Raw genomic sequence first — 25,174 nt, 5'->3', positions numbered from 1 at the left:
TATCGGAGGTGTACACCATGGCAGACGCCGCGCAGCGGCTGCAGGGCCTCTTCACACAGTTGCTGGGAGCACCGCTCCCGGTGCGCATCCGCGCCTGGGACGGTTCGCAGGCGGGCCCGCCGGGCGCGCCGACCCTGGTCGTACGCAACCGCCGCGCGTTGCGCCGCCTGCTGTGGAAGCCGGGCGAACTGGGCCTGGCCCGCGCCTGGGTGGCGGGGGACCTCGACATCGAGGGCGACCTCTACGCGACCCTCGATCTGCTGGCCGGTCTCATCTGGGAGCGCGACGAGGACGCCCGCACCCTCGCCCAGACCCTGCGCGACCCCGAGGCCCGCGCCGCCGTCCGCGGCCTGATCACCCTCGCCGGAGTCCCGCTGCCGCCCGCCCCGCCCCGCGAGGAGACCCGCAGCCCCCGCCGCCACCTGCACACCAAGCGCACCGACCGACGCGCCATCAGCCACCACTACGACGTCGGCAACGACTTCTACGAGATCGTCCTCGGCCCGTCCATGGTGTACTCCTGCGCCTACTGGCCCACCCCGGACAGCACCCTCGAACAGGCCCAGCGGGACAAGCTGGAACTCGTCTGCCGCAAGCTCGGCCTGGAACCGGGGCGGCGGCTGCTCGACGTCGGCTGCGGCTGGGGCTCCATGGCCATCCACGCCGCCCGCGAGCACGGCGTGAGCGTCGTCGGCGTCACGCTCTCCCAGGAACAGGCCGCCTACGCCCGCAAGCGCGTCGCCGACGAGGGCCTCACCGACAAGGTCGAGATCCGAGTCCAGGACTACCGCGACGTCCGCGACGCGCCCTACGACGCCGTCTCCTCCATCGGCATGGCCGAACACGTCGGCGCCGAGCAGTACCTGGAGTACGCCGCCGACCTGTACGGCCTGCTCAAGCCCGGCGGGCGGCTCCTGAACCACCAGATCGCCCGCCGCCCGCAGCGGGACGAGACGACGTACAGCGTCGACGCGTTCATCGACTCCTACGTCTTCCCCGACGGCGAGCTCCAGCCGATCGGCATCACCGTCGCCCAGCTGGAGCGCGCCGGCTTCGAGGTGCGCGACGTCGAGGCGATCCGCGAGCACTACGCCCTCACCCTGCGCCAGTGGGTCGCCCGCCTGGAAGCCGAGTGGGAGCGTGCCGTCCAGCTGGCCGGCCCCGGCCGCGCCCGCGTCTGGCGCCTGTACATGGCGGCGTCGGCGCTGGCCTTCGAACACAACCGCATCGGCGTCAACCAGGTCCTGGCCGTCCGCACCCCCGAGTCCGGGACGTCGGACATGCCGCTGCGCGCCCGCACCTGGAACTGAGAACGGCGAAGGGCCCCTTTCCTCTCGGGGAAAGGGGCCCTTCGCGCATCCGTCACTCCGCCTTGATGGCATCCAGCATGTTCAGCCGTGCCGCACGCCGGGCCGGCCACAGCGCCGCGAGGACGCCCACCGTCGCGGCCAGCAGCAGGAAGACACCCATCCGCGCCCACGGCAGGACCAGTTCGTACGTCGCCATCTTCGAGGCCAGCAGCTCACCGGCCGCCCAGCCGAAGAACACGCCCAGGCCGATGCCCAGCACCGCGCCGAACAGGGAGATCACCAGGGACTCCAGGCGGACCATCCGCTTGATGCCCTTGCGGTCCAGGCCGATCGCGCGGAGCATGCCGATCTCCTGCGAACGCTCGAAGACCGACATGGCCAGGGTGTTGATGACGCCGAGGACCGCCACGATCACCGCCATCGCGAGCAGGCCGTAGACCATGTTCAGCATCAGCGTGAACATCTGCGCGATCTCGTTGGAGATGTCGTCCTTGGACTGGACCTTGACGGCCGGGTTGGTGCCGAGGGCCTTCTCCAGCTGGTCCTGCACCGCGCCGGACGTGCCGTCCGCGGTCTTCACCATGACCTTCATGTTGTACGGGTCCGACTCGTGCGGGGAGAGGGTCTTCTCGTCGAGCAGGATGCCGCTGAGGAAGTCGTTGCTCTCGTAGGTGCCGGCGACCGTGAGCTTCTCCTTCTTGCCGTCCCCGAAGGAGGCGGTGAAGGCGGAACCGGTCTTCCAGCCGTAGGACTTGGCGGTCTCACTGTCCACCACGACCTGGGCGCCGCCGACCTTGAAGGACCCCTGGTCGACCTTCGGGCCGACCAGGTCGCCGATCGCGGCGCCGTTGACGCCGGTCACGTACTCGCTCTGCCCGTCGATCCGGGTCTCGGCGTTGAGCATCGGGCTGGTGGCGGTGACGTCACCGGCCTGCTTCAGCTTCTTCTCGACGTCCGGCGACAGCGGGTTGCCGTTCGCCATGGACACCACGTAGTCGGCCTTGATCGACGCCGACGCCATCTTCTCGATGGCCTGCTGCAGACTGCCCGCCATCACCGTCATGCCGGTGATCAGGGTCAGGCCGATCATCAGCGCGGAGGCGGTGGCAGCCGTACGGCGCGGGTTGCGCACCGAGTTCTGCCGGGCCAGCTTGCCGGAGATGCCGAAGGCGCGCAGCACCGGCGCGGCGGCGGCGATCAGCGGGCGGGACAGCAGAGGGGTCAGGATGAAGACGCCGATGATCAGCAGCACCGCGCCGAAGCCCATGGGCACCTGGCCGTCCGAGCCGTCCATGGTCGTGGCCACGAGGACCACCGCGACGCCCGCAGCCGAGACCAGTGCGCCCAGCGTGTTGCGCAGCACCAGCGACTTGGTCGTGGCCTTGGCGTGCACGCTGCTCATGGCCGCCACCGGCGGGATCTTCGCGGCCCGGCGGCCCGGCAGCCACGCCGCCAGCATGGTCACCAGGATGCCGACCGCGAGCGCGGCGATGATCGTGCCGGACGTGACGACCAGCGGCCCGTCGGGCACGGTCGCGTCGAACGTGCCCATCAGGGAGCGCAGTCCGGCCCCGATGCCGATGCCCGCGACCAGCCCGGTCACGGCGGCGACCGTGCCGACCACGAACGCCTCGATGAGCACCGACCGGGTCACCTGCCGGCGCGAGGCGCCGACCGCGCGCATCAGGGCCAGCTCCCTGGTGCGCTGGGCGACCAGCATGGTGAAGGTGTTGGCGATGATGAACGTGCCGACGAACAGGGCGATGCCGGCGAAGACCAGCAGGGCCGTCTGCATGCCGCTCATCGACCGGGCGATCATGTCCGCCTGGTCGTCGGCGAGCTGCTTGCCGGTGGTGGTGGAGACGGTGCCCTCGGGCAGCGCCTTGTCCAGCTCCGCCTTCAGGGCCGCCTGCGTGACGCCCGGCTTGGCCTTGACGTCGATCTGGTCGTACACGCCCGGCTTGCCCAGCAGCTTCTGGGCGGTGGGGGTGTCGAACAGGGTGAGGCTGCCGCCGGCCGCGACGTTGCCGTCGTCGGTGGTGAAGATCCCGGTGATCCTCGGGGTCAGGACCGGCCCGTCGACGGACATGCGTACGGTGTCGCCGACCGTGTAGCCGGCGCGCTTCGCCGTCGCGGAGTCGATGAGGATCTCACCGGGGCCCTTCGGGGCGTGCCCGCTGACGAGGGGGTAACGCGGGTCCTTGGTGCCCCAGTAGTTGCCGCCCTGCGACTGGAAGCCCTCGCCGATCAGCTTGCCGTCCTTGTCGGCGAGGGCGGTGAAGTTCTGCACGACGCCGATGGCGGAAGCGGCCCCGGGTACCCGCTCGGTCTTGTCGAGCACGGACTGGGTCAGTTCGTGGAGTTTCCCGACCTGGTCGCCCTCGGCATCCTTGTAGTCCGCCGTCATGGCGACGTCTACCTGGTCGAAGCCCTTCGCCGAACTCTTCTGGTAGGCGTCGGAGATGGTGTTGGTGAAGACCAGGGTCCCCGACACGAAGGCCACGCCGAGCATCACGGCGAGTACGGTCATCAGGAGCCGGGCCTTGTGCGCGAGTACGTTGCGCAAGGCGGTACGGAACATGGGTTCTTCTTCTCAGTCCTGTCGGTCCTGACGGGGATCAGCTGGTGCGGCCCTTGGCGTCGAACGCCTTCATGCGGTCGAGCACGGATTCGGCCGTCGGCCCGTACAACTCGTCGACGATCCGGCCGTCCGCGAGGAAGACGACCCGGTCCGCGTAGGCCGCGGCCACCGGGTCGTGGGTCACCATCACCACCGTCTGGCCCAGCTCCCGCACGGAGTTGCGCAGGAAGCCCAGCACCTCGGCGCCGGCGCGCGAGTCGAGGTTTCCGGTGGGCTCGTCGCCGAAGATGATCTCCGGCCGGGAGGCCAGCGCCCGGGCCACGGCGACGCGCTGCTGCTGGCCGCCGGACAGCTGGGACGGCCGGTGGCCGAGCCGGTCCGCCAGGCCGATCATCCGGATGACGGAGTCCAGCCACTCCTTGTCCGGCTTGCGGCCCGCGATGTCCATCGGAAGGGTGATGTTCTCCAGGGCCGTCAGGGTCGGCAGCAGGTTGAACGCCTGGAAGATGAAGCCGATCTTGTCCCGGCGCAGCTTGGTCAGCTGCTTGTCCTTCAGTGAGCCGAGCTCGGTGTCGCCGATGCGCACCGACCCGGAGGAGAAGGAGTCGAGACCGGCCACGCAGTGCATCAGGGTGGACTTGCCGGAGCCGGAGGGGCCCATGATCGCGGTGAACTCGGCCTGCCGGAAGTCGACGGAGACGCGGTCCAGAGCGACCACCTGGGTCTCACCCTGTCCGTAGATCTTCGACAGATCCGTGGCGCGCGCGGCCGCGGTGGTGGCCCGGTCGGCGAGGGAAGCGGTGGTCACGGGATGGGTCTCCTGTCGGACGGCTGTACGGGGAAGGACGTGTTCCATCGTCCGGGTCCCACGCCGCCGTGTAGTCACCCGTTGTTCTGGTTCCGAAGGCCGACTGCGGTCTGACCGCGCGGTGCGGTGTCATACCTGGGGATGACGAACGCCCCTGAGAGGCCCCGGTGTCCGGAACGGATGCGTCCGAGGTGTCGAGAACAGGTGGAGTGCCCTCGTTCAAGCGGTGAAATTCCGTCATTCCGCATACGCGGCCGACCGCCGCACGCAAGGCTGTTGGCAAGTGCGGATGGCGTGTTCCGTGTGCTGATGCACCCTCAGACGTCAATAAAATAAGACAACATCGGTCCACGCTTCCGCTGTTCGGGGGACCCGTCCGGATAGTCTCGGAACCTCGATGCGGAGCCCACGGCCTGCCCGGATGGTGGAATGCAGACACGGCGAGCTTAAACCTCGCTGCCCCTTCGCGGGCGTGCCGGTTCGAGTCCGGCTCCGGGCACCTTCCGATCCCTGCGTGGTCCATTGAAGAGTTCACGGCGTGCCCGTTGACAGCGACCTCATGCCGTCGGAGACTCACATGCACGTGGTGAAAGAATTTTCACCAGACGAACGTGGATGGGAAGAGGTCGTCCGATGCGCACCACCGTCGGCATCATCGGAGCGGGCCCCGCCGGCCTCCTCCTCGCCCGGCTGCTGCACCGCGCCGGCATCGACGCGGTCGTCCTGGAGAGCCGCGACCGCGCCTACGTCGAGCGGCGGCAGCGCGCCGGGATCCTGGAGCAGGACACGGCGGACGCCCTGCGCGCGGCCGGCGCCGGGGAGCGCATGGACCGCGAGGGGCTGCGTCACGACGGCATCGAGCTGCGCTTCGACCGCAGGCGCCACCGCGTCGACTTCCCCGCCCTCACCGGCGGCCGGTCCGTGATGGTCTACGCCCAGACCGAGATGTGCAAGGACCTCATCGCCCTCCAGCTCCAGGAGGGCGGACCTCTGCTCTTCGAGGCGGAGGCGCTGGCCGTGGAGGGCGCCGACACCGACGCCCCGCGGATCCGCTTCCGGCACGAGGGCCGCGAGGACGTCCTGGAGTGCGCCTACGTCGTCGGCTGCGACGGGTTCTGGGGCGTGGCCCGCAAGGCGATCCCCGCCGGACTCACCCGGGTCTTCGAGCGGACGTACCCCTTCGGCTGGCTCGGCATCCTCGCCGACGTGCCGCCCTCGCACGACGAGCTGGTCTACGCCCGCCACGACCGGGGCTTCGCCCTGCTCTCCATGCGCTCGCCGGCCGTCTCCCGCCTGTACCTCCAGGTGCCCGACGGCACGGACGCCGCGCAGTGGGACGACGAGGCGATCTGGGACGAGCTGGAGCGTCGCTTCGAGACCGCCGACGACTGGCGCCTCGTGCGCGGCCCCATCACGCAGAAGTCGGTCACGCCCATGCGTTCCTGGGTCCACGAGCCGATGCGCCACGGCCGCCTCTTCCTCGCGGGCGACGCCGCCCACATCGTCCCGCCGACCGGCGCGAAGGGCCTGAACCTCGCCGCCGGTGACGTCGTCACCTTCGCCCGGGCCCTGATCCACCAGCAGGACACCGGATCACCCGAGCTGCTCGACGCCTACTCGCAGACCTGCCTGCGCCGCGTCTGGCAGGCCGAGCGGTTCTCCTACGACATGACGACCCTGCTGCACCGGGCTCCCGGGGCGACGCCGTTCGACGACCGCCTCCAGCTCGCCCGGCTGGAGCGGATCGCCTCCTCCCGCGCCGCCGAGACGGACCTCGCGGAGGGGTACACCGGCTTCCCGCTCGGGTGAGAACGGTCGGACCGGATGAATGACCCCCGCCGGTCAGGGGAATCAGGAAGCGGCGTAGCGTGTTGCGCTGCACAGTGAGGGAAAGATCCTCCCCAAGCAGTAGGGTCATTCCTTTGCCTACCTATTACTCTTGAGCCAAGGCCACGACGTTTGGCCATGGAGGAGTGAAATGAGGAGCAGAAACCCGGTCTTCTCGCGACGGGGGTTCAGCCGCGACAACGGCTACGCGGGCTTCAACACCGCGCCGCAGGCCGGGGGTCCCGCTGTCGCCACCCAGGGCAACCCGTACGCGCAGCCGACGGGCGACCAGTACGCGCAGAACCCGTACGCGCAGAACCCTTACGCCCAGCAGGACCTGCAGTACGGCGCGCCGCCGCAGGCCCCGGCCACCACCGGCCGGATGACCATCGACGACGTCGTCCTGCGCACGGCGAGCACGCTCGGCGTGCTCATCCTCACCGCGGCGCTCTCCTGGGCCCTGCTGCCGATCGACGACGCCAACATCAGCCGTAGCTACGGCATCGGCATCGGCGCCGCGCTGATCGGCATGGTCCTGGCGTTCGTACAGTCCTTCAAGCGCAAGGCCTCGCCCGCGCTGATCCTGACGTACGCCGCCTTCGAGGGTGTCTTCCTCGGCGTCGTCTCCAACATCGTCGACAACCGCATCGCCGACGGTGCGGCCATGCAGGCCGTGATCGGCACCATGGCGGTCTTCACCGGTGTGCTGATCGCCTACAAGGCCGGCTGGATCCGCGTCAACCGCCGTTTCTACGGCTTCGTGATGGCGGCCGCGCTCGGCTTCATCCTGCTGATGACCGTGAACCTGCTGTTCGCGGTGTTCGGCGGCGGTGACGGCCTCGGCTTCCGCAGCGGTGCCATGGGTGTCATCTTCGGCATCGTCGGCATCATCCTCGGCGCCTGCTTCCTCGCCCTGGACTTCAAGCAGGTCGAGGACGGCATCGCCTACGGTGCCCCGCGCGAGGAGGCGTGGTTCGCGGCCTTCGGCCTCACGCTGACACTGGTGTGGATCTACATGGAGTTCCTGAGGATCATCTCGATCCTCAACAGCAACGACTAGTCCTCGACGGTCGTAGCGCGAAGGGCCCCGGCTCCGGCCGGGGCCCTTCGTCGTCGAGGGGACGGTGCGCGCGCCTAGCGCAGCTTGCGCGCGGCCCTCCTCAGGTCGTACTCGTGGATGATCGCCTTGGCGTGGCCGTACGCGAGGTTGTGTTCGTGCCGGAGCCAGCTGACCTTTTCCTCGAAGCGGAAGAGTGCCGGGCCTTCTTCGACGGTGCGCAACCAGTCGGAGATCTCACGACCGGTGCAGTGCGGAATGCGGGCGAGCATGTTGCGATGGGTCTCTTCGGAGAAGACTTGGGACATCGGCGCCTCCGGACGCTGGGATGTAAGCCGGTCCTTCAGGTCACCGTGCCTGAGTGTTCGCCCGTTGGCAACAGTCCCGGTGCGACGCGTACGCTCGCGGCGTGGTTGATACGACGCCTCTGACCCGTGCGGTGGATCACTTCGCCGATCGTTTGAGGGCTGCGCCCCAGAGCCGGTTGCAGCGAGGTGCTGCCGCGGAAGCGCTGGCGCTGGCCCGACAGCTCGCCCGGTGGGCCCAGGAACTGGAGGAACCGGGCGTGGAGCCTCGGGAGATGCCGGACGCGGGGATGTTCGCGGCGGCGGATCAGATCACCGTGGCCGGGCATGATCTGGCCGTTGTGCTTCGCAGCGATGCCGACGTCGATGACGCGTTGACGTGGGTGCAGGCGGCGCAGAAGCGGGCGGGGGTCTGAGCGGCGTTTGCGGGTGCGGGCTTCCCGTGGTCGCTCGCGCAGTTCCCCGCGCCCCATCGGGGCGCGTCCCTAAAGGGACGCGATGACCCGGTCCGCCAGGATGTAGACGTTCTCCTCGCCGCACTCGAACGTGAGGGTGTAGGCGCCCGAGATGCCGGAGCCGCCCAGCAGGACCGGGGTCCGGCCGGCGCGCAGCGCCGCGGCGAGGTGCTCCGCCGTCTCGCGGTGGCCCGGGGTCATGCACAGGGTCGTGCCGTCGGCGAAGACGTAGACGTCCAGCGTGCCCAGCGGGCCGGGACGGACGTCCGTCAGCTCGACGCGGGAGGAGGCCAGCTCCTCCAGGGTGGCGACGGTGCGCTCGTGGTCGTTCACGACCGGCGACTGCGTCGGCACGAAGTCCGGGTGGGAGGGGTGGCGGCGGCGGGCCGCGGCCAGCTCCGGCGACTCGCCGGCCGGCTCCTCGGTGTCCGCGCCGGGCTCGGACACCGGCTCCAGACCCGCGAAGTCGGCCTGGCGGGGCAGGAACAGATCGGTCTCGGGCAGGCCCAGCAGAGAGGGTGCGTCGGAGGCGTCACGGGACTCCTGGGCGGCCCAGAAGGCCCGCGCCTCGGCGAGTTCCCGCTCCCGCTCCTCGGCGAGCGCGGCGGCCACGGCGGCACGTATCTCATCGGTGTCGGCAGCGGTACGAGCGGCGGGCAGCAGGGCACGGGTGGTGGCGGCGCGGCTCTCGGCCAGCGCGGTGTGCAGGGCCGCGACCTGTCGGCGCAGCTGCAGGACGGTGCGCAGGACGGCGACGCCCACGGCGCCCGTGGCGGCCGTGGTGACCAGCAACGCGATCGGCATGGCGCTCACTGACGTACTCCCGGTTCAAAGTCGACCCCCGACTTCCTACATCAGCTTGAAGGGCGGACTAACCAGCTGTCAGTGCGTAATGTCACGAAACGGACAGGGCTTTGGTGTCGGGGGAGGGGGTGTGCCTGCTGTGACCTGCGGTTCTCCCCTGGTGGAGGGAGATAGGTCACATCCTGGGGGAGATTGGATCACAAAACAGCCCAGAACCCCGGAGTTTCCGGGGTTCTGGGCCAAGGCCTCACAGCGCGTGCTATGGCGGCTACCGTGCGGCGGTCAGCTGAGGCGCTCGATGACCATGGCCATGCCCTGGCCGCCGCCGACGCACATCGTCTCCAGACCGAACTGCTTGTCGTGGAACTGCAGGGAGTTGATGAGCGTGGTGGTGATGCGGGCACCGGTCATGCCGAAGGGGTGGCCGACGGCGATGGCGCCGCCGTTGACGTTCAGCTTTTCCAGCGGGATGCCCAGGTCGCGGTAGGAGGGGATCACCTGGGCGGCGAACGCCTCGTTGATCTCGGCCAGGTCGATGTCGTCGATGGTCAGCCCGGCGCGCCGCAGGGCCTGCTTGCTGGCCTCCACCGGGCCGAGGCCCATGATCTCGGGCGAGAGGCCGGAGACGCCGGTCGACACGATCCGGGCGAGCGGGGTGAGGCCGAGCTCGCGGGCCTTGGTGTCGGACATGATCACGAGGGCCGCGGCACCGTCGTTCAGCGGGCAGCAGTTGGCGGCCGTGACCATGCCGTCGGGGCGGAAGACCGGCTTCAGGCCCTGCACGCCCTCCAGGGTGACGCCGGCGCGGGGGCCGTCGTCCGTGGAGACGACCGTGCCGTCGGGGAGGGTGACCGGGGTGATCTCCCGCTCCCAGAAGCCGTTCTTGATGGCCTCTTCGGCGAGGTTCTGCGAGCGGACGCCGAACTCGTCCATGTCCTGGCGGGTGACGCCCTTGGCGCGGGCCAGGTTCTCGGCGGTCTGGCCCATCGCGATGTACGGGTCGGGCAGCAGGCCGTCCTCGCGCGGGTCGTGCCAGGTCGAGCCCTCGGACTGGGCGGTGGCGACGGTGCGGGCCTCGGCGTCGGCGAAGAGCGGGTTGTGCGTGTCGGGCAGGCCGTCGGAGCTGCCCTTCGCGTAGCGGGAGACCGTCTCCACACCCGCCGAGATGAAGACGTCGCCCTCACCGGCCTTGATGGCGTGCAGGGCCATGCGGGAGGTCTGCAGGGAGGAGGAGCAGTACCGGGTGACGGTGCAGCCCGGCAGGTGGTCCATCCCCATCTGCACGGCGACGATCCGGCCGAGGTTGTGGCCCTGCTCGCCGCCGGGCAGGCCGCAGCCGAGCATCAGGTCGTCGATGTCCTTCGGGTCCAGCTCGGGGACCTTGGCCAGGGCGGCCTGGACGATCGTGGCGGCCAGGTCGTCCGGGCGGAGGTCCTTGAGGGAGCCCTTGACGGCGCGGCCGATGGGGGAGCGGGCGGCTGAGACGATCACGGCTTCGGGCATCACGGCTCCATTGGCGTACCGGGTGGTCTGGCAGGGCTGACTGGGAAGTTACCCGTACGTATGGCCTGGGTCACGGGTGTCGCGGTGTGACCCTGACCGCAGTTTCCAAGCGCTTGCTTTGTGGCCCTCCTCAGTTCGACGGAGCCGCGGGTGCCGGTTCCTGCTCGGGTACCCGCCGGCGCCGCCTGCGCTTCAGCAGGGCCCACGGCCCGCGCGGGCCGCTCGGCATGGCCGCCGCGACCTCCGTGCCCGCCTCCGAGGCGGCCTCCGCGGCCGCCCGCGCCACCGGCAGGAAGCCCTCGCGGCGGGAGGCGTCCGGGCGCTCCTCCTCGGCGGGCCACAGGCCCAGGGAGGCGCAGACGGTCGGCAGGAGCGCCATCGCCGCCGTCGCGTAGCCCTCGGCGGAGGGGTGGTAGCTGTCCGGGCCGAACAGCTCCCTCGGGTTCTCGGCGAACTCGGGGCCCAGCAGATCCCCCAGCGACACGGTGCGGCCGCCCTGCTCGACGACTCCGATCGTCTGGGCGGCGGCCAGCTGGCGTGAGGCCCGCCGGGCCAGCCAGCGCAAGGGCTGCCGGACCGGCTCGATCGTGCCGAGGTCGGGGCAGGTCCCGACGACGACCTCCGCTCCGGCCGTGCGCAGCCGGCGGACCGCCGAGGACAGATGGCGGACCGAGCGCGTCGCGGGCATGCGGTGGGTGACGTCGTTGGCGCCGACCATGATCACGCAGATGTCGGGCACGGGGCCGGGAGCGGCCAGCACCAGGGCCACCTGGCGGTCCAGGTCGTCCGAGCAGGCCCCGGGGGTCGCCACCGTGCGCAGCTCCACCGGGCGTTCCGCCAGCGCGGCGAGCCCCGACGCCAGAAGGGCCCCGGGGGTCTGACCGCCCCGGTGCACGCCCTGGCCCGCGGCCGTGGAGTCACCCAGCATCGTCAGCCTCAGCGGTACCCCGGCCGTACCGGCGTACATACGGCCGCGGCCGTACAGCCCGTCCGCGTGCGGCACGTGCGGTGACGTGCCGTTGCCCACCCGGCGCCGCGCCAGCTGCACCTCCGCCAGCACCAGCCCCACGGTGGCCGCACCGGCCAGACCGATCCCGCCGCCGCCATAAGCCGCGCCGGCCGCGATCCGCCGGGCCACCCTTGCCCTCGACATGCTCGTCATGCGTCGCCGCCACCTCCTCGAACCCGTACACCCAGTGCTTGCCCCGTACAGCACGTCGCCCAATCTCAACAGGGAGTGAACGACCGTCACGGACCACCGCGAGGTCATAGGCTGGCGGCACCACACAGACCACTTCTGCGGCATCCGGAGACAACGGTGCAGTTCCACGACTCGATGATCAGCCTCGTCGGCAACACCCCGCTGGTGAAGCTCAACAGCGTGACCAAAGGCATCAGGGCGACCGTCCTGGCCAAGGTGGAGTACTTCAACCCCGGCGGCTCGGTGAAGGACCGCATCGCCCTGCGCATGATCGAGGCGGCGGAGGAGAGCGGCGCGCTCAAGCCCGGCGGCACGATCGTCGAGCCGACCAGCGGCAACACCGGCGTCGGGCTCGCCATCGTCGCCCAGCAGAAGGGGTACAAGTGCATCTTCGTGTGCCCCGACAAGGTGAGCACCGACAAGATCAACGTACTGCGCGCGTACGGCGCCGAGGTCGTCGTCTGCCCGACGGCCGTCGACCCCGAGCACCCGGACTCGTACTACAACGTCTCCGACCGGCTGGTCCGTGAGACGCCCGGAGCCTGGAAGCCCGACCAGTACTCCAACCCCCACAACCCGCTCTCCCACTACCACTCGACCGGCCCCGAGCTGTGGGAGCAGACGGAGGGGAGGATCACCCACTTCGTGGCGGGCGTGGGCACCGGCGGCACCATCTCCGGGACCGGCCGCTATCTGAAGGAGATCAGCGACGGCTCGGTGAAGGTCGTCGGCGCGGACCCCGAGGGCTCCGTCTACTCCGGCGGCTCCGGCCGGCCGTACCTCGTCGAGGGTGTCGGTGAGGACTTCTGGCCGACCGCCTACGACCGGACCGTCGCGGACGAGATCGTCGCCGTGTCCGACAAGGACTCCTTCCAGATGACCCGCCGCCTCGCCAAGGAGGAGGGCCTGCTCGTCGGCGGCTCCTGTGGCATGGCGGTCGTGGCCGCGCTGGAGGTCGCCGAACGGCTCGGTCCGGACGACGTCGTGGTCGTCCTGCTGCCGGACAGCGGCCGCGGCTACCTCAGCAAGATCTTCAACGACGAGTGGATGGCCGACTACGGCTTTCTGGAGGACGCGGGCCCCAGCGCGCGCGTCGCCGACGTCCTGAACGACAAGGAGGGCGACCGCATGCCCTCCCTCGTCCACATGCACCCGGAGGAGACGGTCGGTCAGGCCATCGAGGTGCTGCGCGAGTACGGCGTCTCGCAGATGCCGGTCGTCAAGCCTGGCGCCGGCCACCCCGACGTGATGGCGGCCGAGGTCGTCGGCTCGGTCGTGGAACGCGAGCTGCTGGACGCGCTGTTCAGCAAGAGCGCCTCCCTCGAGGACCCGCTGGAGAAGCACATGTCCGGCCCGCTGCCCCAGGTCGGCTCCGGCGAACCCGTCGCCGACCTGATGGCCGTCCTCGGCAAGGCGGACGCGGCGATCGTCCTCGTCGAGGGCAAGCCGACCGGTGTGGTCAGCCGGCAGGACCTCCTGTCCTTCCTCGCCCGCACGGGGAAGTGACGGCGAACCCCCGGTGAACTGCCCGTGAACCGGGTGAACTTGCGGCATCCGTGATCTTCGCGGACTTCGCGGAACCGGTACGCGGGTGTCACGTCCGCGCAGCACCCGCTTAACACACGTCCTGCACATTGGTGGGTGTCGGCAAGGGCGGGAGCGGCTCCCCGTCCGGGCCGGCGCCGAACGGCGTCACAGGACCTCCGGAGCGGCTCCCGGACCTCCACGGACGCCACGGACGCGCAAGCCCGGCCTGACCGGGCCCGCGTCCTTCGCGGGGACCGCCGTCGTCCCGCCCCCCGTTCACGGGGGTGCGGCGGTCCCCGCGCAACTTCCTTCCGGGTGCTCGTGGCGCGGGATCGTCAGGGGCGGGTGCCAGGATTCCCGCCCGCCTCGGCCGCTGCCCGACGGCCTGACCACGTTCGTCCTGTGCACCGGCTTCGCCGACGACGCGGCCCGGGAGGCGCTGTGCGCCGCTCTCGACTGGGCCGACGCGTCTGCGTGCGCGACCCGCGTCAGCGATCCCCGTTTCGTCGGCGCCGGCGTTCGGGCACCGCTCGCCGGGTACGCCGACGCCGCGGACCCCTCAGGCACGTTCCGGGGCTTCGGGGGCGGCTGAGGACCAGCTCCCGAGCAGCGCCAGGCGCTCCGCCGTTTCCGAGCCCGGTTCGGGTGTGTAGGCCACGATCGTCTGGTCGGGGGCCGCCGGGATCGTGAGGGTCTCGTACGGGAGGGTCAGCAGGCCCGCGACCGGGTGCCGGAGGAGCTTCACGCCGTGATCGCAGGGCTTGACCAGATGGTCGGCCCACAGACGACGGAACTCGTCGCTGGCCCGGGTGAGTCCGGCGACGAGTTCCCCCGTGGCAGGGTCGCCGGGATGGTGGCCCGCCTGCAGGCGCAGATGCGCGACCGTCTGGGCGGCGACCTCCGCCCAGTCCGGATAGAGCTCGCGCGAGGCGGGGTCGAGGAAGAGACGGCGCGGCAGGCTGACGTCGCCCGGGCCGCTGAAGTCGAGGACGGCGTCGGCGAGCGCGTTCCAGGCGAGGACCTCCATGCGGTGGTCCAGGACGTAGGCGGGGTTGCGGTCCATGCCGTCCAGGAGCAGCCGGACACCCGGGCGCACCCGGGACGCGGCGGGCCCGTGCCCGTCCTGCCGGCGCGGCCGGGCCACCGCCCGCAGGTACGCGTGCTCGGCCTCGTCCAGCCGCAGCACCCGGGCGATCGCGTCCAGCACGGCGTCCGAGACACCCCCGGACTTGGTCCGGCCGGGATCGCCGGGTCCCCTGCCCTGCTCGAGGCGGACGTAGTAGTCGACGCTCACCCCGGCCAGCTGCGCCACCTCCTCGCGGCGCAGACCCGGGACGCGGCGGCGGCCGTACGACGGCAGCCCCACCTCCTCGGGCCGGATCCGGGCGCGGCGCGAGCGCAGGAAGTCTCCCAGTTCACCGTCCATGGATCCGAGCCTAGGCCGCCCGGGCCCGGTGAACCTGGTACTGGCGGACCCAGGAAGAGCGCAGCCCTGGGTAGGGCGGCCGAAGCCGCCGAGGGTGGTGTCCGAGGCCGGGGAGACGCCCCGGCCGGCACCGAGGGGGTATCCCATGTCGTACGACAACCTGGCCGGCCGTACCGCCGTCGTCACCGGAGCCGCGAGCGGGATCGGCGAGGCCGTCGCCGTGCTGCTGGCCGCCCGGGGCGCCCGGGTGGCGCTGCTGGCCCGGCGTGCGGAACGGCTGACGGCGCTCGCGGGGAAGATCCGGGCCGACGGCGGGCAGGCCCTGGCCGTCGTCGCGGACGTCACCGACGAGAGGTCCGTGGCGGACGCCGCCGACCGCGTCCACGCGGAGTTCGGGACCGTCGACCTGGTGGTGAACAGCGCCGGCGTGATGCTGCCCCACCCCGTCGACGCCCGGCGCGCCGACGAGTGGCAGCGGATGCTCGACACCAACGTCACCGGGGTGCTGCGGATGATCGGCGTCTTCACCGGCGACCTGGTGGGCGCCGCCGCGGACGGCCGTACGGCCGACATCGTCAACATCTCGTCCATCGCCGCGCACGTCAGCTTCCCGAACTACGCGGTGTACGGCGCGACCAAGGCGGCCGTCACCTACCTGTCGGAAGCCCTGCGCACGGAGTTCGGGCCCCGGGACGTCCGGGTCACCAACATCGAGCCCGGGATCGTCGAGAGCGAGTTGCGCACCCACATCTCCGACGCGGAACTGGCCCGGCAGGTGGAGGGCATCGTCGAAGCGGTGGGCGCACTGTCCGCCGAGGAACTGGCCGACCTGGTGGCCTACGCGGCGAGCCGGCCGCGCCGGGTCAATCTGCGGCAGATCATCGCGCTGCCGACGCGCCAGGCCTGATCCCCGGACGGGAGCGCTCAGTCCTCCCAGCGACTGTCCTGGGAGGACTTGCGGCGGCGGCCGAAGAGGTTCGGGTCGGTGCGGACCGCCTGGACGACGTTGACGCCGACGATGCCCGCCCAGGCGATGAGGAGGCCGGGCAGGCGCGCCACGCCCCCGCCGATCGCGGACAGCGGCACCGCGAGGACCAGGGAGACGATTCCGAAGCCGAACCGCTCACCCCAGGAATCCGTGACCCTCGGCGCCCGGGAGTCCCGGGCCGTCTGCATCTGCTGCTCGGCGAGCTGCCGGCGCACCCGGCGCTCCACCGCGCCGTCGATCCGCTGGTCGACCTTCTCCAAGAACGAGTCGACCAGCGCCGACTCGTACTCCTCGCCCAGATCCCTGCGCGCGTGCAGGGTGGCGTCGAGTTCCCTCTTCAGGTCGGCGTCCCGCGCGTCCATTCCCGTCATGCCGTCCACGGTAGGAAGCGCCGCCGCCGGCCGCACTGGGGTTAGCCCCCGTGTCGGGCAGGGGGTTTCCGGACGTACGGCCGCCGTCCTGCGGTCCGGCTTGCCGCTCTGCATATGCTCATGCAGAATCCTCAGCTACTGAATAGGCGAGGGGGAGCACGTCATGAGCGTGACCGACAGCCCTGCCGCGCGGCTGCAGGCGCTCTTCGAGGGCCACCGGCTGACGCCGACCCAGCGGCGCATCGCGCACAGCATGGTGCGGCGCGCCGCCGACGTGCCGTTCCTGTCGAGCGTGGAACTCGCCGAGCTGGCCGGGGTCAGCCAGCCGTCCGTGACCCGTTTCGCCGTCGCCCTCGGCTTCGACGGCTACCCCGCCCTGCGCCGCCATCTGCGCGAGGTCGCCCCCGCCGAACCCGCCGCGGAGGCCGGGGCCCACAACGAGTACCAGCAGGCCGTCGAGGCCGAGATCGAGAACCTGCGGCACCTGGCGGAGGCACTGGCCGACCCCGCTCCCGTGCAGCGGGCGGGGGGCATCCTCGCCGGCTCCCGCCCGCTGCTCGTCCTCGGCCTGCGGGCGGCTGCCGCCCAGGCGCACGGCTTCGCCTACTTCGCCGCCAAGGTCCACCCCGACGTACGGCTGCTCGGTGAGGGCGGCACGATGCTCCAGGACCGCATCGACGCCGCCGTCCGGGCCGGCGCGAGCGCACTGCTCTGTTTCGCGCTGCCCCGGCACCCCCGCGAGGTCGTCGGCACCCTCGCCTACGCCAAGGAGGCCGGGCTGACCGTCGTCACGGTCGCCGACTCCGCCTTCGCACCCGTCGCCAAGGTGTCCGACCTGCTGCTCCCCGCCGCCGTCGGCACCGGCCTGGCCTTCGACACGGCCTGTGCGCCGATGCTGCTCGGCCGGGTCCTGCTGGAGGCCATGTGCGACGACCTGCCCCAGGCCCAGTCCCGCCTGGAGGAGTTCGACACGAAAGCGGCGGCGCGGGGCCTGTTCGTCGACTGACGGCACGCGGTGTCTTCTCATATTCGTCTCACGTTGCGTCGCTACCGTGTGCCTCCCAGAGGCTTCGGAAACCGGACGGAGGCTGGACGTGACACGTGGAGGACAGGGACTGGCCCGGGTGGCCGTCGTCGTACGGGCGGGAGCGGCCCCGCTGTGGTGGCTGGGCGTCTTCGCGGCGGGCATCGGCCTGTTCGCACCCGGCCTGACCGGCCGCCGCATCGGCGTTCTGACCGGGGCGGCCCTCTTCGTCCTGGCGACGGCCGCCGTGGCTTACGGCCGCCGCAAGCGCTACGCGGCCCCGGGAGGCGCACGAAGGAAGTCGCCCGCGCTGGTGTGAGCCCTCGGGGCGCGGGGCTGGACCGGCAGGCGGCTCCGGCACGTGTGCGCGAGCAGCCACCGCGCCCGCGGTCCGGGACTACGCGCGCCCGAACGGCGGCCGCGTCAACGCGTCCACCTGCGCCCCGCCGGACTCGGCGACCACCTCCTGCACGGTCTGGGCCTTGCGCACCTCCGCGAAGCGCCCACCCGGCCCGAACCCGTAAACGCCGGGCCGCACCAGCGAGTTGTACCCGTAGTGGTGCGCGAAGTAGTACGCCCCCGTGTCCAGAGCCGCCGCGTAGTCGCCTTGTTCCAGCAACGGCATGGACCGGCCCTGCGCCAGCAGATCCCCCGCGAAACAGGCCGGCCCGGCGACGTCCTGCACCACCACCGGCCCGTCCTTCGGCCGCCCCTTCGCGTCGTACGCGGAGATCCGCAACGGCCAGCTCCCCGGCGCGTAAACGGTCCGCGCGGCCACCTGTACCCCGGCATGCGTCACCGCCACCGCCCGCCGGCCGGAGACCTTCGCGTACTCGACCCGCGCCACCACCGTCCCGTGCTTGGCCAGCAGCGACCGCCCGAACTCGGTGACCAGCCCGTACCGCCCGTCGAGCAGCCCCGGGACCTCCTCGGCGAGCAGCCGCGCGTACTGCGCGAACGTCGGGCTCGTCGCGTCCGACGCGAAGTTCACCGGCAGGCCGCCGCCGATGTCGAGCGTGTCGACCTGGCGCCGCCCGGCCCGCCGGTTGATCTCCTCCGCCAGCGCGTACGTCTCCGCCACGCCCCGTGCCATCAGGGCCAGCGGGATGCCCTGGGAGCCGGTGTGCGCGTGCAGCCGGGTCAGCCACGGCCGGTCGAGATACGCCTGGACGACCCACTCCCGGGCCCCCTCGTCGCGCAGCGCCACCCCGAACTTCGAGGTGGCCGTCGCCGTGGACAACGCCTCGATGGAGCCGCCGCCGACCTGCGGATTCACCCGGATCCCGACGGGGGAGCGGCTCACCGTCGCCTGCATCAGGGCGTCGATGCGGGCCAGCTCCTGCGGGTTGTCCGCGTTGACGGCGATGCCCAGGGACAGCGCCTCGCGCAACTCGGCCGGTGTCTTCGCGGGCGAGTCGAGCACCGTCGTCTCCGCCGGCATGCCCGCCGCCCGCGCCAGGGCCAGCTCACCCGGGCTCGCGACCTCCGCGCCGACGCCCTCCTCCCGCAGCAGCCGCAGGACCGGCACCAGCGGGGTCGCCTTCACCGCGAAGGCGTGCAGCACGGGTGTGCCCGGCGCCACCACCGCCTCGAACGCCGCCCGCAGCTCCGCCGCCGACTCCCGGATGCCGGTGACGTCCAGCAGCCCGACGATGGGGCTGTCGGGCCCGAGCAGCCCTTGCTCCACGGCGGCCCGCACCGCCTCGTCCCGCCGGGCCGCCCGCCCGGCCCCGGTGTCGTCCGTCTCTTCCGCCTCGCTGTGTGCGCCCATGCGTCCAGCCAAACATCCGCGGCACCGCCGCGCCGACACCCCGACGTATTGACTAGCCCTATTCATGAGGCCAGGATGTGAATAGAAGCAGCAACATTCCGCCGGGAGCACCCACCAGGAGGCAGACCATGTCAGGACCCCGTCCCGTCCGAGCGTCGCGCGGCACGGAACCGAGCGCCCTGGGATGGCAGCAGGAAGCCGCCCTGCGGATGCTGCAGAACAACCTCGACCCGGAGGTCGCCGAGCACCCCGACAAGCTCGTCGTCTACGGCGGCACCGGCAAGGCGGCGCGCGACTGGCGCTCCTTCGACGCGATGGTGCGCACGCTCCAGGGGCTGAAACAGGACGAGACCATGCTGGTCCAGTCCGGCCGGCCCGTCGGCGTCATGCAGACCCACGAATGGGCCCCGCGCGTCCTCATCGCCAACTCCAACCTCGTCGGCGACTGGGCCAACTGGGAGGAGTTCCGCCGCCTCGAACAGCTGGGCCTGACCATGTACGGGCAGATGACCGCCGGCTCCTGGATCTACATCGGCACCCAGGGCATCCTCCAGGGCACCTACGAGACCTTCGCCGCCGTCGCCGCGAAGAAGTTCGCCGGCACCCTCGCCGGGACGATCACACTGACCGCCGGCCTCGGCGGGATGGGCGGCGCCCAGCCGCTCGCCGTGACCATGAACGACGGTGTGGCGATCTGCATCGACTGCGACCCGCGCGCCATCGAGCGGCGCATCGAACACCGGTACCTCGACGTGAAGGCCGACTCGGTGGACCACGCCCTCCGGCTGGCCACGGAAGCCCGGGACGCCCGCCGCCCGCTGTCCATCGGCGTCCTCGGCAACGCCGCGGAACTCCTCCCGCAGCTTCTCGCCATGGGCGCACCCATCGACATCGTGACCGACCAGACCTCCGCCCACGACCCGCTGGCCTACCTGCCGCTGGGCACCGCCTTCGAGGACATGGCCGACGCCGCCGCCAAGGACCCGGCCGGCTTCACCACCCGGGCCCGCGAGTCCATGGCCCGGCACGTCGAGGCCATGGTCGGCTTCATGGACGCCGGCGCCGAGGTCTTCGACTACGGCAACTCCATCCGCGGCGAGGCCCGACTCGCCGGATACGACCGGGCCTTCGCCTTCCCCGGCTTCGTCCCGGCCTACATCCGCCCGCTGTTCTGCGAGGGCAAGGGCCCCTTCCGCTGGGCCGCCCTGTCCGGCGAGGCCTCCGACATCGCCAAGACCGACAAGGCGATCCTCGACCTCTTCCCGGAGAACGAGTCCCTCGCCCGCTGGATCAAGATGGCCGGCGAACGCGTCCACTTCCAGGGACTGCCCGCCCGGATCTGCTGGCTCGGTTACGGCGAGCGGGACAAGGCCGGCGAGCGGTTCAACGACATGGTCGCGAGCGGGGAGCTGGCCGCCCCGGTCGTCATCGGCCGCGACCACCTCGACTGCGGTTCCGTCGCGTCCCCCTACCGGGAGACCGAGGCCATGCTCGACGGATCCGACGCGATCGCCGACTGGCCGCTGCTGAACGCCATGGTGAACGTGGCGTCCGGGGCGTCCTGGGTGTCCCTTCACCACGGGGGCGGTGTCGGTATGGGGCGGTCGATCCACGCGGGGCAGGTGACGGTGGCCGACGGTACGAGACTGGCCGGCGAGAAGATCCGGCGGGTGCTGACGAACGACCCCGGCATGGGGGTCATCCGGCATGTCGACGCCGGGTACGACATCGCGGAGTCGGTGGCGCAGGAGAAGGGCGTCCGTGTTCCGATGCGTGAAGGTGACTCGGCGTGACTCGGGACGGCAACCCTCCGGTGGGGGCTGGTGCCTCGTCGCCGTCCGCGGGTTCGGCTGTGCCCGGCCTGCGGAACGACTGCCCACAGCCTGTACCGGCTGCCGGCTCGCAGCCTGACCCTGGCCCCGGTGGCGCCTCCTTCCACCAGATGTGGCGCGACCTGCTCCCCCTCGGGCGTCACCCCGCCTCCGGCGGCTACCGCCGGTTCGCCTGGACCGGTCTCGACGGTGAATGCCGGGCCTGGTTCGAGGAACAAGCCGTTGCCCGTGGGCTGCGCCACGAGGTCGACCGGAACGGCAACCAGTGGGCCTGGCTCGGGGACCCCGCCGAAGGGGACGCCGTCGTCACCGGGTCGCACCTCGACTCCGTGCCGGACGGCGGGGCCTTCGACGGGCCCCTCGGAGTGGTGTCCGCCTTCGCCGCGCTGGACGAACTGCGCGGCAGGCACGCCCGCTTCACCCGGCCCGTCGGCATCGTGAACTTCGGCGACGAGGAGGGCGCCCGGTTCGGGCTCGCCTGCGTGGGGTCCCGGCTCACCGCCGGGCAGCTCACCCGCGAGCAGGCGCACCGGCTCACCGACGGCGAGGGAGTGACCCTGCCGCGCGCCATGGAGGCCGCCGGTCACGACCCCGACGCTATCGGCGCCGACCCCGACCGGCTCGCCCGCATCGGCGCCTTCGTCGAGCTGCACGTCGAGCAGGGCCGGGCCCTCGACCTGTCGGGCGACCCGGTCGGCATCGCCAGCGCGATCTGGCCGCACGGCCGGTGGCGGTTCGACTTCCGCGGCGAGGCCAACCACGCGGGCACCACCCGGCTCGCCGACCGGCGCGACCCCATGCTGTCCTACGCCGAGACCGTCCTCGCCGCCCGGCGCGAGGCCGAACTCGCCGGGGCCGTCGCCACCTTCGGCAAGATCGCCGTGGAGCCCAACGGCGTCAACGCCATCCCCTCCCTCGTGCGCGGCTGGCTCGACTCCCGCGCCGCCGACCAGGACAGCCTGGACGCCGTGGTGGCCGGTGTCGAGAAGGCGGCCGGGGAGTACGCCGCCGCCCACGGCGTCGATCTCGCCGTCGTGCGCGAGTCCTTCACCCCCGTCGTCGAGTTCGACCACGCCCTGCGCGACGAACTCGCCCGCATCCTCGGCACGGACAGCGACCTCACGGTCCCCGTCCTCGGCACCAGCGCCGGACACGACGCCGGGATCCTGTCCGGGAACATCCCGACCGCCATGCTGTTCGTGCGCAACCCCACCGGCGTCTCCCACTCCCCGGCCGAGTCCGCCACCGAGGACGACTGCGTGGCCGGGGTACTCGCACTCGCCGACGTACTGGAAGGACTGGCGTGCAGGTGACCACAGCAGCCACGCGCACGTACTGGCTGGAGCACGCCTGGCTCGGCACTCTCCCCCAAGCTCTCGGCTCCGCCCGAGCAGGGGGGACCCCCATCGAGCCGGGCGTGGCCCTCGACGTGCGGGACGGCCGCATCACCGCCGTCCGCCCCGGCACGGCCGCCCCGCCCCCCGGCGCCGAGATCCTGCGCGGGCTCACCCTCCCCGGCCTGGCCAACGCCCACAGCCACGCCTTCCACCGCGCCCTGCGCGGCACCGTCCAGGTCGGCTCGGGCACCTTCTGGACCTGGCGCGAGGTCATGTACGCCACAGCCGCCCGGCTCACCCCGGACAGCTACCACGCCCTCGCCCGCGCCGTGTACGCCGAGATGGCCCTGGCCGGCATCACGGCCGTCGGCGAGTTCCACTACGTCCACCACGCCCCCGGCGGCGTCCCCTACGCCGACCCCAACGCGATGGGCGAGGCCCTCGTCGCGGCCGCCGCCGAAGCCGGGATCCGCATCACCCTCCTCGACACCGCCTACCTCTCCTCCGGCTTCGGGCAGCCGCCCACCGACCCACAGCTCCGCTTCTCCGACGGCACCGCGGACGCCTGGGCCGAACGCTGTTCCGTTCTCAAGGAACGGGATCACGCACGGATCGGGGCGGCGATCCACTCCGTACGGGCCGTGCCCGCCGACCAGTTGGCGACCGTCGCCCGGTGGGCCGAGGAGCGGCGGGCCCCGCTCCACGTGCACCTGTCGGAGCAGACGGCGGAGAACGACGCCTGCCGGGAGGCCCACGGCCGCACCCCGACGCGGCTGCTCGCCGACCACGGTGTGCTCGGGCCGCGCACCACCGGCGTCCACAACACCCACCTCACCGACGAGGACATCGCCCTCCTCGGCGGCAGCGGCACCGGCACCTGCATGTGCCCGACCACCGAGCGGGACCTCGCCGACGGCATCGGACCCGCCGTCGCCCTCCAGCGGGCCGGCTCGCCGCTCAGCCTCGGCTCCGACAGCCACGCCGTGATCGACCTGCTCGAGGAGGCACGGGCCATGGAGCTCAACGAGCGGCTGCGTACCCGAACCCGAGGTCACTGGACGGCGACGGCCCTCCTGCGGGCGGCCTCCGCCGACGGCCACGCGGCCCTCGGCTGGGACGAGGCGGGCGCCCTGGAGACCGGCGCGCTCGCCGACTTCACCACCCTCGCGCTCGACTCGGTCAGGACGGCAGGGCCGCTTCCGCGACTCGGGGCCGAGACGGCCGTATTCGCCGCGTCGGCAGCAGATGTGTCGCATACGGTCGTGGCAGGGCGGCACGTCGTACGGGACGGGGTGCACTGCTTCGTACCGGATGTGCCGAAAGCCCTCGCGGACGCCGTCGAAGCCCTGCGCGGATGATCCCGGGCCGCCCGCCCGCGCGGCCCGGCTCCGTCCCCGAACCCGACCCCACCGCCGACCAGGCCACCAAGGACGCCATGAGCAACGCGACGACCGTCAGCCCCGCCCACTCCGCGAGCACCGCAAGCACGCTCATCACGAACATCGCCAGCCTGGTCACCAACGACCCCTCCCTCGGTGACGGTTCCCCCCTGGGACTGGTCCAGGACGCGGCCGTCGTCATCGAAGGCGACCGCGTCGTGTGGACCGGTGATCAAAGCAAAGCACCCGCCACTGACAACCGGGTCGACGCGGGCGGCCGGGCGGTCCTCCCCGGCTTCGTCGACTCCCACTCCCACCTCGTCTTCGCGGGCGACCGGACGCAGGAGTTCAACGCCAGGATGTCCGGGCGGCCGTACAGCGCGGGCGGCATCCGCACCACGGTCGCGGCCACGCGGGCGGCGAGCGACGAGGAACTCGAGGCCAACCTCACCCGTTACCTCCGCGAGGCCCTGCGCCAGGGCACCACCACCTTCGAGACCAAGTCCGGCTACGGCCTGACCGTCGAGGACGAGGCCCGCGCCCTGCGCATCGCCGCCGCCCACACCGACGAGGTCACCTTCCTCGGCGCCCACATCGTCTCGCCGGACCACGCGGAGGACCCGGCGTCCTACGTCGCCCTCGTCACCGGCGAGATGCTCGACGCCTGCGCCCCGTACGCCCGCTGGATCGACGTCTTCTGCGAGAAGGGCGCCTTCGACGGCGACCAGGCCCGCGCGATCCTCACCGCCGGCAGGGCCAGGGGCCTGCACCCCCGCATCCACGCCAACCAGCTGTCGTACGGACCCGGCGTGCAGCTCGCGGTCGAGCTCGACGCCGCCAGCGCCGACCACTGCACCCACCTCACGGACGCGGACGTGGACGCCCTGGCCGGCAGCCGTACGGTCGCCACCCTGCTGCCCGGCGCCGAGTTCTCCACGCGGGCCGCGTGGCCGGACGCGCGGCGGCTGCTGGACGCCGGCGTCACGGTCGCGCTGTCCACGGACTGCAACCCCGGGTCGTCCTTCACCTCGTCCGTCCCGTTCTGCGTCGCGCTGGCCGTGCGGGACATGGGGATGACCCCGGACGAGGCCGTGTGGTCGGCCACGGCGGGCGGCGCGGCGGCCCTGCGGCGCACCGACATCGGCCGCCTCGTCCCGGGCGCGTACGCGGACCTGACGCTCCTCGACGCCCCGAGCCACGTCCACCTGGCCTACCGCCCCGGCGTCCCGCTGGTCAGCGGGGTGTGGCGGCGCGGAGAGCGGGTGGTGTGATCACCGGCCCCGCGACAATGGGGTGTCGCGCCGGCGGACGACCGGCATCACCGGAGGGCGGGGGCGGATGGCGAAGCACTGGTCGGTACCACTCGTGGTGAACGTGCTGCTCGGGATACCGGGCGTGGTGCCCTTCTGGCTGCTGTGGTACCTGGTGGCGAACTGGCCGCTCGCCGAGCTCGGCTGGACCGTGCGGGAGCCCACCGAGAACGACGGCATGGCGCTCTGGCTCGTGATCGTCGTCCCCGTCGTCACGCTGTACGGCCTGATCTGGTGGCTCGCCAACATGCCGCTCCGGCGCAGGACGGCACTCGCTCCGCACACCTACTGGCTGCTGAGCCTGACGGCTCCGCTGCTGCCGACGGGCGCGCTGTTCCTCAACTCCTGAAAGACGGCA

The 25,174-nt window shown here is 71.7% G+C and carries 21 protein-coding genes, 1 tRNA gene and 1 pseudogene; 14 read left to right on the top strand and 9 right to left on the bottom strand.

Features of this window, described 5'->3' with window-relative positions; genetic code table 11:
- The first annotated feature begins 17 nt into the window (after window positions 1–17).
- Entirely contained in the window at window positions 18–1,310 is a 1,293-nt protein-coding gene (locus IO24_RS0123670) for an SAM-dependent methyltransferase (RefSeq protein ID WP_031138567.1), read from the top strand.
- Between the two features lie 52 nt (window positions 1,311–1,362).
- Here IO24_RS0123670 and IO24_RS0123665 read toward each other — a convergent pair whose 3' ends face one another.
- Both IO24_RS0123665 and IO24_RS0123660 read right to left on the bottom strand, forming a co-directional pair.
- Window positions 1,363–3,891 (bottom strand): ABC transporter permease, encoded by a 2,529-nt coding sequence (locus tag IO24_RS0123665; RefSeq protein ID WP_031138565.1) that lies wholly within the window; start codon window positions 3,889–3,891, stop codon window positions 1,363–1,365.
- 37 nt (window positions 3,892–3,928) lie between these two features.
- A complete protein-coding gene (locus IO24_RS0123660) occupies window positions 3,929–4,699 on the bottom strand; it encodes an ABC transporter ATP-binding protein (RefSeq protein ID WP_031138563.1) in 771 nt (256 codons plus the stop codon).
- A gap of 415 nt (window positions 4,700–5,114) precedes the next feature.
- Between IO24_RS0123660 and IO24_RS0123655 the strand changes: the two genes are divergently transcribed.
- The 3 genes from IO24_RS0123655 to IO24_RS0123645 all read left to right on the top strand — a co-directional run bounded on the left by IO24_RS0123655 (window position 5,115) and on the right by IO24_RS0123645 (window position 7,586).
- A tRNA-Leu gene (locus IO24_RS0123655) sits at window positions 5,115–5,198 on the top strand.
- Window positions 5,199–5,332: 134 nt separating this feature from the next.
- Window positions 5,333–6,508, top strand: a complete 1,176-nt coding sequence (locus IO24_RS0123650) for a 4-hydroxybenzoate 3-monooxygenase (RefSeq protein WP_031138561.1) — start codon at window positions 5,333–5,335, stop codon at window positions 6,506–6,508.
- Window positions 6,509–6,677: 169 nt separating this feature from the next.
- Window positions 6,678–7,586, top strand: coding sequence for a Bax inhibitor-1/YccA family protein (locus IO24_RS0123645; protein ID WP_031138559.1), 909 nt, complete (start codon window positions 6,678–6,680; stop codon window positions 7,584–7,586).
- A 74-nt stretch (window positions 7,587–7,660) separates the two neighbouring features.
- Here the strand turns inward: IO24_RS0123645 and IO24_RS0123640 are convergent, their stop codons facing one another.
- On the bottom strand, window positions 7,661–7,891 hold the full coding sequence (locus IO24_RS0123640; protein WP_031138557.1) for a DUF4287 domain-containing protein: 231 nt from the start codon (window positions 7,889–7,891) through the stop codon (window positions 7,661–7,663).
- Window positions 7,892–7,992: 101 nt separating this feature from the next.
- Between IO24_RS0123640 and IO24_RS0123635 the strand changes: the two genes are divergently transcribed.
- A complete protein-coding gene (locus IO24_RS0123635; RefSeq protein ID WP_031138555.1) occupies window positions 7,993–8,304 on the top strand; it encodes a hypothetical protein in 312 nt (103 codons plus the stop codon).
- Window positions 8,305–8,373: 69 nt separating this feature from the next.
- On the opposite strand, the gene IO24_RS0123630 is transcribed toward IO24_RS0123635, so the two are convergent.
- The 3 genes from IO24_RS0123630 to IO24_RS0123620 all read right to left on the bottom strand — a co-directional run bounded on the left by IO24_RS0123630 (window position 8,374) and on the right by IO24_RS0123620 (window position 11,812).
- Window positions 8,374–9,156, bottom strand: a complete 783-nt coding sequence (locus IO24_RS0123630; RefSeq protein ID WP_031138553.1) for a hypothetical protein — start codon at window positions 9,154–9,156, stop codon at window positions 8,374–8,376.
- 273 nt (window positions 9,157–9,429) lie between these two features.
- Window positions 9,430–10,650 carry an acetyl-CoA C-acetyltransferase gene (locus IO24_RS0123625; protein WP_031138551.1) on the bottom strand — a complete coding sequence of 407 codons (1,221 nt, stop codon included), beginning with the start codon at window positions 10,648–10,650 and terminating at the stop codon, window positions 9,430–9,432.
- Window positions 10,651–10,780: 130 nt separating this feature from the next.
- On the bottom strand, window positions 10,781–11,812 hold the full coding sequence (locus IO24_RS0123620) for an SGNH/GDSL hydrolase family protein (protein WP_031138549.1): 1,032 nt from the start codon (window positions 11,810–11,812) through the stop codon (window positions 10,781–10,783).
- Between the two features lie 156 nt (window positions 11,813–11,968).
- Here IO24_RS0123620 and IO24_RS0123615 point away from each other — a divergent pair, with 156 nt between their 5' ends.
- A complete protein-coding gene (locus tag IO24_RS0123615; protein WP_031138547.1) occupies window positions 11,969–13,357 on the top strand; it encodes a cystathionine beta-synthase in 1,389 nt (462 codons plus the stop codon).
- 580 nt (window positions 13,358–13,937) lie between these two features.
- Here the strand turns inward: IO24_RS0123615 and IO24_RS0123610 are convergent.
- Window positions 13,938–14,804, bottom strand: a complete 867-nt coding sequence (locus IO24_RS0123610) for a helix-turn-helix transcriptional regulator (RefSeq protein ID WP_031138545.1) — start codon at window positions 14,802–14,804, stop codon at window positions 13,938–13,940.
- 145 nt (window positions 14,805–14,949) lie between these two features.
- On the opposite strand from IO24_RS0123610, the gene IO24_RS0123605 reads away from it, so the two are divergent.
- The gene (locus tag IO24_RS0123605) at window positions 14,950–15,711 is read left to right on the top strand and encodes an SDR family oxidoreductase (protein WP_031138543.1); all 762 of its coding nucleotides are present in this window, start codon (window positions 14,950–14,952) and stop codon (window positions 15,709–15,711) included.
- Window positions 15,712–15,728: 17 nt separating this feature from the next.
- Here the strand turns inward: IO24_RS0123605 and IO24_RS0123600 are convergent, their stop codons facing one another.
- The gene (locus IO24_RS0123600) at window positions 15,729–16,154 is read right to left on the bottom strand and encodes a hypothetical protein (protein WP_031138541.1); all 426 of its coding nucleotides are present in this window, start codon (window positions 16,152–16,154) and stop codon (window positions 15,729–15,731) included.
- A 172-nt stretch (window positions 16,155–16,326) separates the two neighbouring features.
- Here IO24_RS0123600 and IO24_RS0123595 point away from each other — a divergent pair, with 172 nt between their 5' ends.
- Both IO24_RS0123595 and IO24_RS40960 read left to right on the top strand, forming a co-directional pair.
- Window positions 16,327–17,169: a MurR/RpiR family transcriptional regulator gene (locus IO24_RS0123595; RefSeq protein ID WP_031138540.1), complete on the top strand. Its 843-nt coding sequence runs from the start codon at window positions 16,327–16,329 to the stop codon at window positions 17,167–17,169.
- A gap of 88 nt (window positions 17,170–17,257) precedes the next feature.
- A pseudogene (locus tag IO24_RS40960) lies at window positions 17,258–17,491 on the top strand (hypothetical protein); the annotation flags it as partial.
- Window positions 17,492–17,584: 93 nt separating this feature from the next.
- Here IO24_RS40960 and IO24_RS0123585 read toward each other — a convergent pair.
- Window positions 17,585–18,958 (bottom strand): type III PLP-dependent enzyme domain-containing protein, encoded by a 1,374-nt coding sequence (locus tag IO24_RS0123585; RefSeq protein WP_037668296.1) that lies wholly within the window; start codon window positions 18,956–18,958, stop codon window positions 17,585–17,587.
- A gap of 128 nt (window positions 18,959–19,086) precedes the next feature.
- Here IO24_RS0123585 and hutU point away from each other — a divergent pair, with 128 nt between their 5' ends.
- The 5 genes from hutU (at window position 19,087) to IO24_RS0123560 (ending at window position 25,165) form a co-directional block, all read left to right on the top strand.
- A complete protein-coding gene (gene hutU, locus IO24_RS0123580; RefSeq protein ID WP_031138533.1) occupies window positions 19,087–20,751 on the top strand; it encodes a urocanate hydratase in 1,665 nt (554 codons plus the stop codon).
- Window positions 20,752–20,900: 149 nt separating this feature from the next.
- Window positions 20,901–22,103: an allantoate amidohydrolase gene (locus IO24_RS0123575; protein ID WP_031138531.1), complete on the top strand. Its 1,203-nt coding sequence runs from the start codon at window positions 20,901–20,903 to the stop codon at window positions 22,101–22,103.
- The gene (locus IO24_RS0123570) at window positions 22,100–23,485 is read left to right on the top strand and encodes a formimidoylglutamate deiminase (RefSeq protein WP_037668319.1); all 1,386 of its coding nucleotides are present in this window, start codon (window positions 22,100–22,102) and stop codon (window positions 23,483–23,485) included. The genes IO24_RS0123575 and IO24_RS0123570 overlap by 4 nt, the downstream gene beginning before the upstream one ends.
- The gene (gene hutI, locus IO24_RS0123565; RefSeq protein ID WP_031138528.1) at window positions 23,482–24,777 is read left to right on the top strand and encodes an imidazolonepropionase; all 1,296 of its coding nucleotides are present in this window, start codon (window positions 23,482–23,484) and stop codon (window positions 24,775–24,777) included. Before IO24_RS0123570 ends, hutI begins: the two co-directional genes overlap by 4 nt.
- A 67-nt stretch (window positions 24,778–24,844) precedes the next feature.
- Window positions 24,845–25,165: a hypothetical protein gene (locus tag IO24_RS0123560; RefSeq protein WP_031138526.1), complete on the top strand. Its 321-nt coding sequence runs from the start codon at window positions 24,845–24,847 to the stop codon at window positions 25,163–25,165.
- Window positions 25,166–25,174 lie beyond the last annotated feature (9 nt).

The organism is Streptomyces flavovariabilis, from assembly GCF_000725785.1.
In the GTDB taxonomy this organism is placed as follows: Bacteria; Actinomycetota; Actinomycetes; order Streptomycetales; family Streptomycetaceae; genus Streptomyces; species Streptomyces hawaiiensis.
This window is presented reverse-complemented; position numbering and strand designations above follow the sequence as displayed.

Coding starts and splice junctions, on each gene's coding strand:
- IO24_RS0123670 (WP_031138567.1), top strand. CDS start 18: ATGGCAGACGCCGCGCAGCGGCTGCAGGGCCTCTTCACACAGTTGCTG.
- IO24_RS0123665 (WP_031138565.1), bottom strand. CDS start 3,891: ATGTTCCGTACCGCCTTGCGCAACGTACTCGCGCACAAGGCCCGGCTC.
- IO24_RS0123650 (WP_031138561.1), top strand. CDS start 5,333: ATGCGCACCACCGTCGGCATCATCGGAGCGGGCCCCGCCGGCCTCCTC.
- IO24_RS0123645 (WP_031138559.1), top strand. CDS start 6,678: ATGAGGAGCAGAAACCCGGTCTTCTCGCGACGGGGGTTCAGCCGCGAC.
- IO24_RS0123640 (WP_031138557.1), bottom strand. CDS start 7,891: ATGTCCCAAGTCTTCTCCGAAGAGACCCATCGCAACATGCTCGCCCGC.
- IO24_RS0123625 (WP_031138551.1), bottom strand. CDS start 10,650: ATGCCCGAAGCCGTGATCGTCTCAGCCGCCCGCTCCCCCATCGGCCGC.
- IO24_RS0123620 (WP_031138549.1), bottom strand. CDS start 11,812: ATGACGAGCATGTCGAGGGCAAGGGTGGCCCGGCGGATCGCGGCCGGC.
- IO24_RS0123610 (WP_031138545.1), bottom strand. CDS start 14,804: ATGGACGGTGAACTGGGAGACTTCCTGCGCTCGCGCCGCGCCCGGATC.
- IO24_RS0123605 (WP_031138543.1), top strand. CDS start 14,950: ATGTCGTACGACAACCTGGCCGGCCGTACCGCCGTCGTCACCGGAGCC.
- IO24_RS0123600 (WP_031138541.1), bottom strand. CDS start 16,154: ATGGACGCGCGGGACGCCGACCTGAAGAGGGAACTCGACGCCACCCTG.
- IO24_RS0123595 (WP_031138540.1), top strand. CDS start 16,327: ATGAGCGTGACCGACAGCCCTGCCGCGCGGCTGCAGGCGCTCTTCGAG.
- IO24_RS0123585 (WP_037668296.1), bottom strand. CDS start 18,958: ATGGGCGCACACAGCGAGGCGGAAGAGACGGACGACACCGGGGCCGGG.
- hutU (WP_031138533.1), top strand. CDS start 19,087: ATGTCAGGACCCCGTCCCGTCCGAGCGTCGCGCGGCACGGAACCGAGC.
- IO24_RS0123575 (WP_031138531.1), top strand. CDS start 20,901: ATGTGGCGCGACCTGCTCCCCCTCGGGCGTCACCCCGCCTCCGGCGGC.
- hutI (WP_031138528.1), top strand. CDS start 23,482: ATGATCCCGGGCCGCCCGCCCGCGCGGCCCGGCTCCGTCCCCGAACCC.
- IO24_RS0123560 (WP_031138526.1), top strand. CDS start 24,845: ATGGCGAAGCACTGGTCGGTACCACTCGTGGTGAACGTGCTGCTCGGG.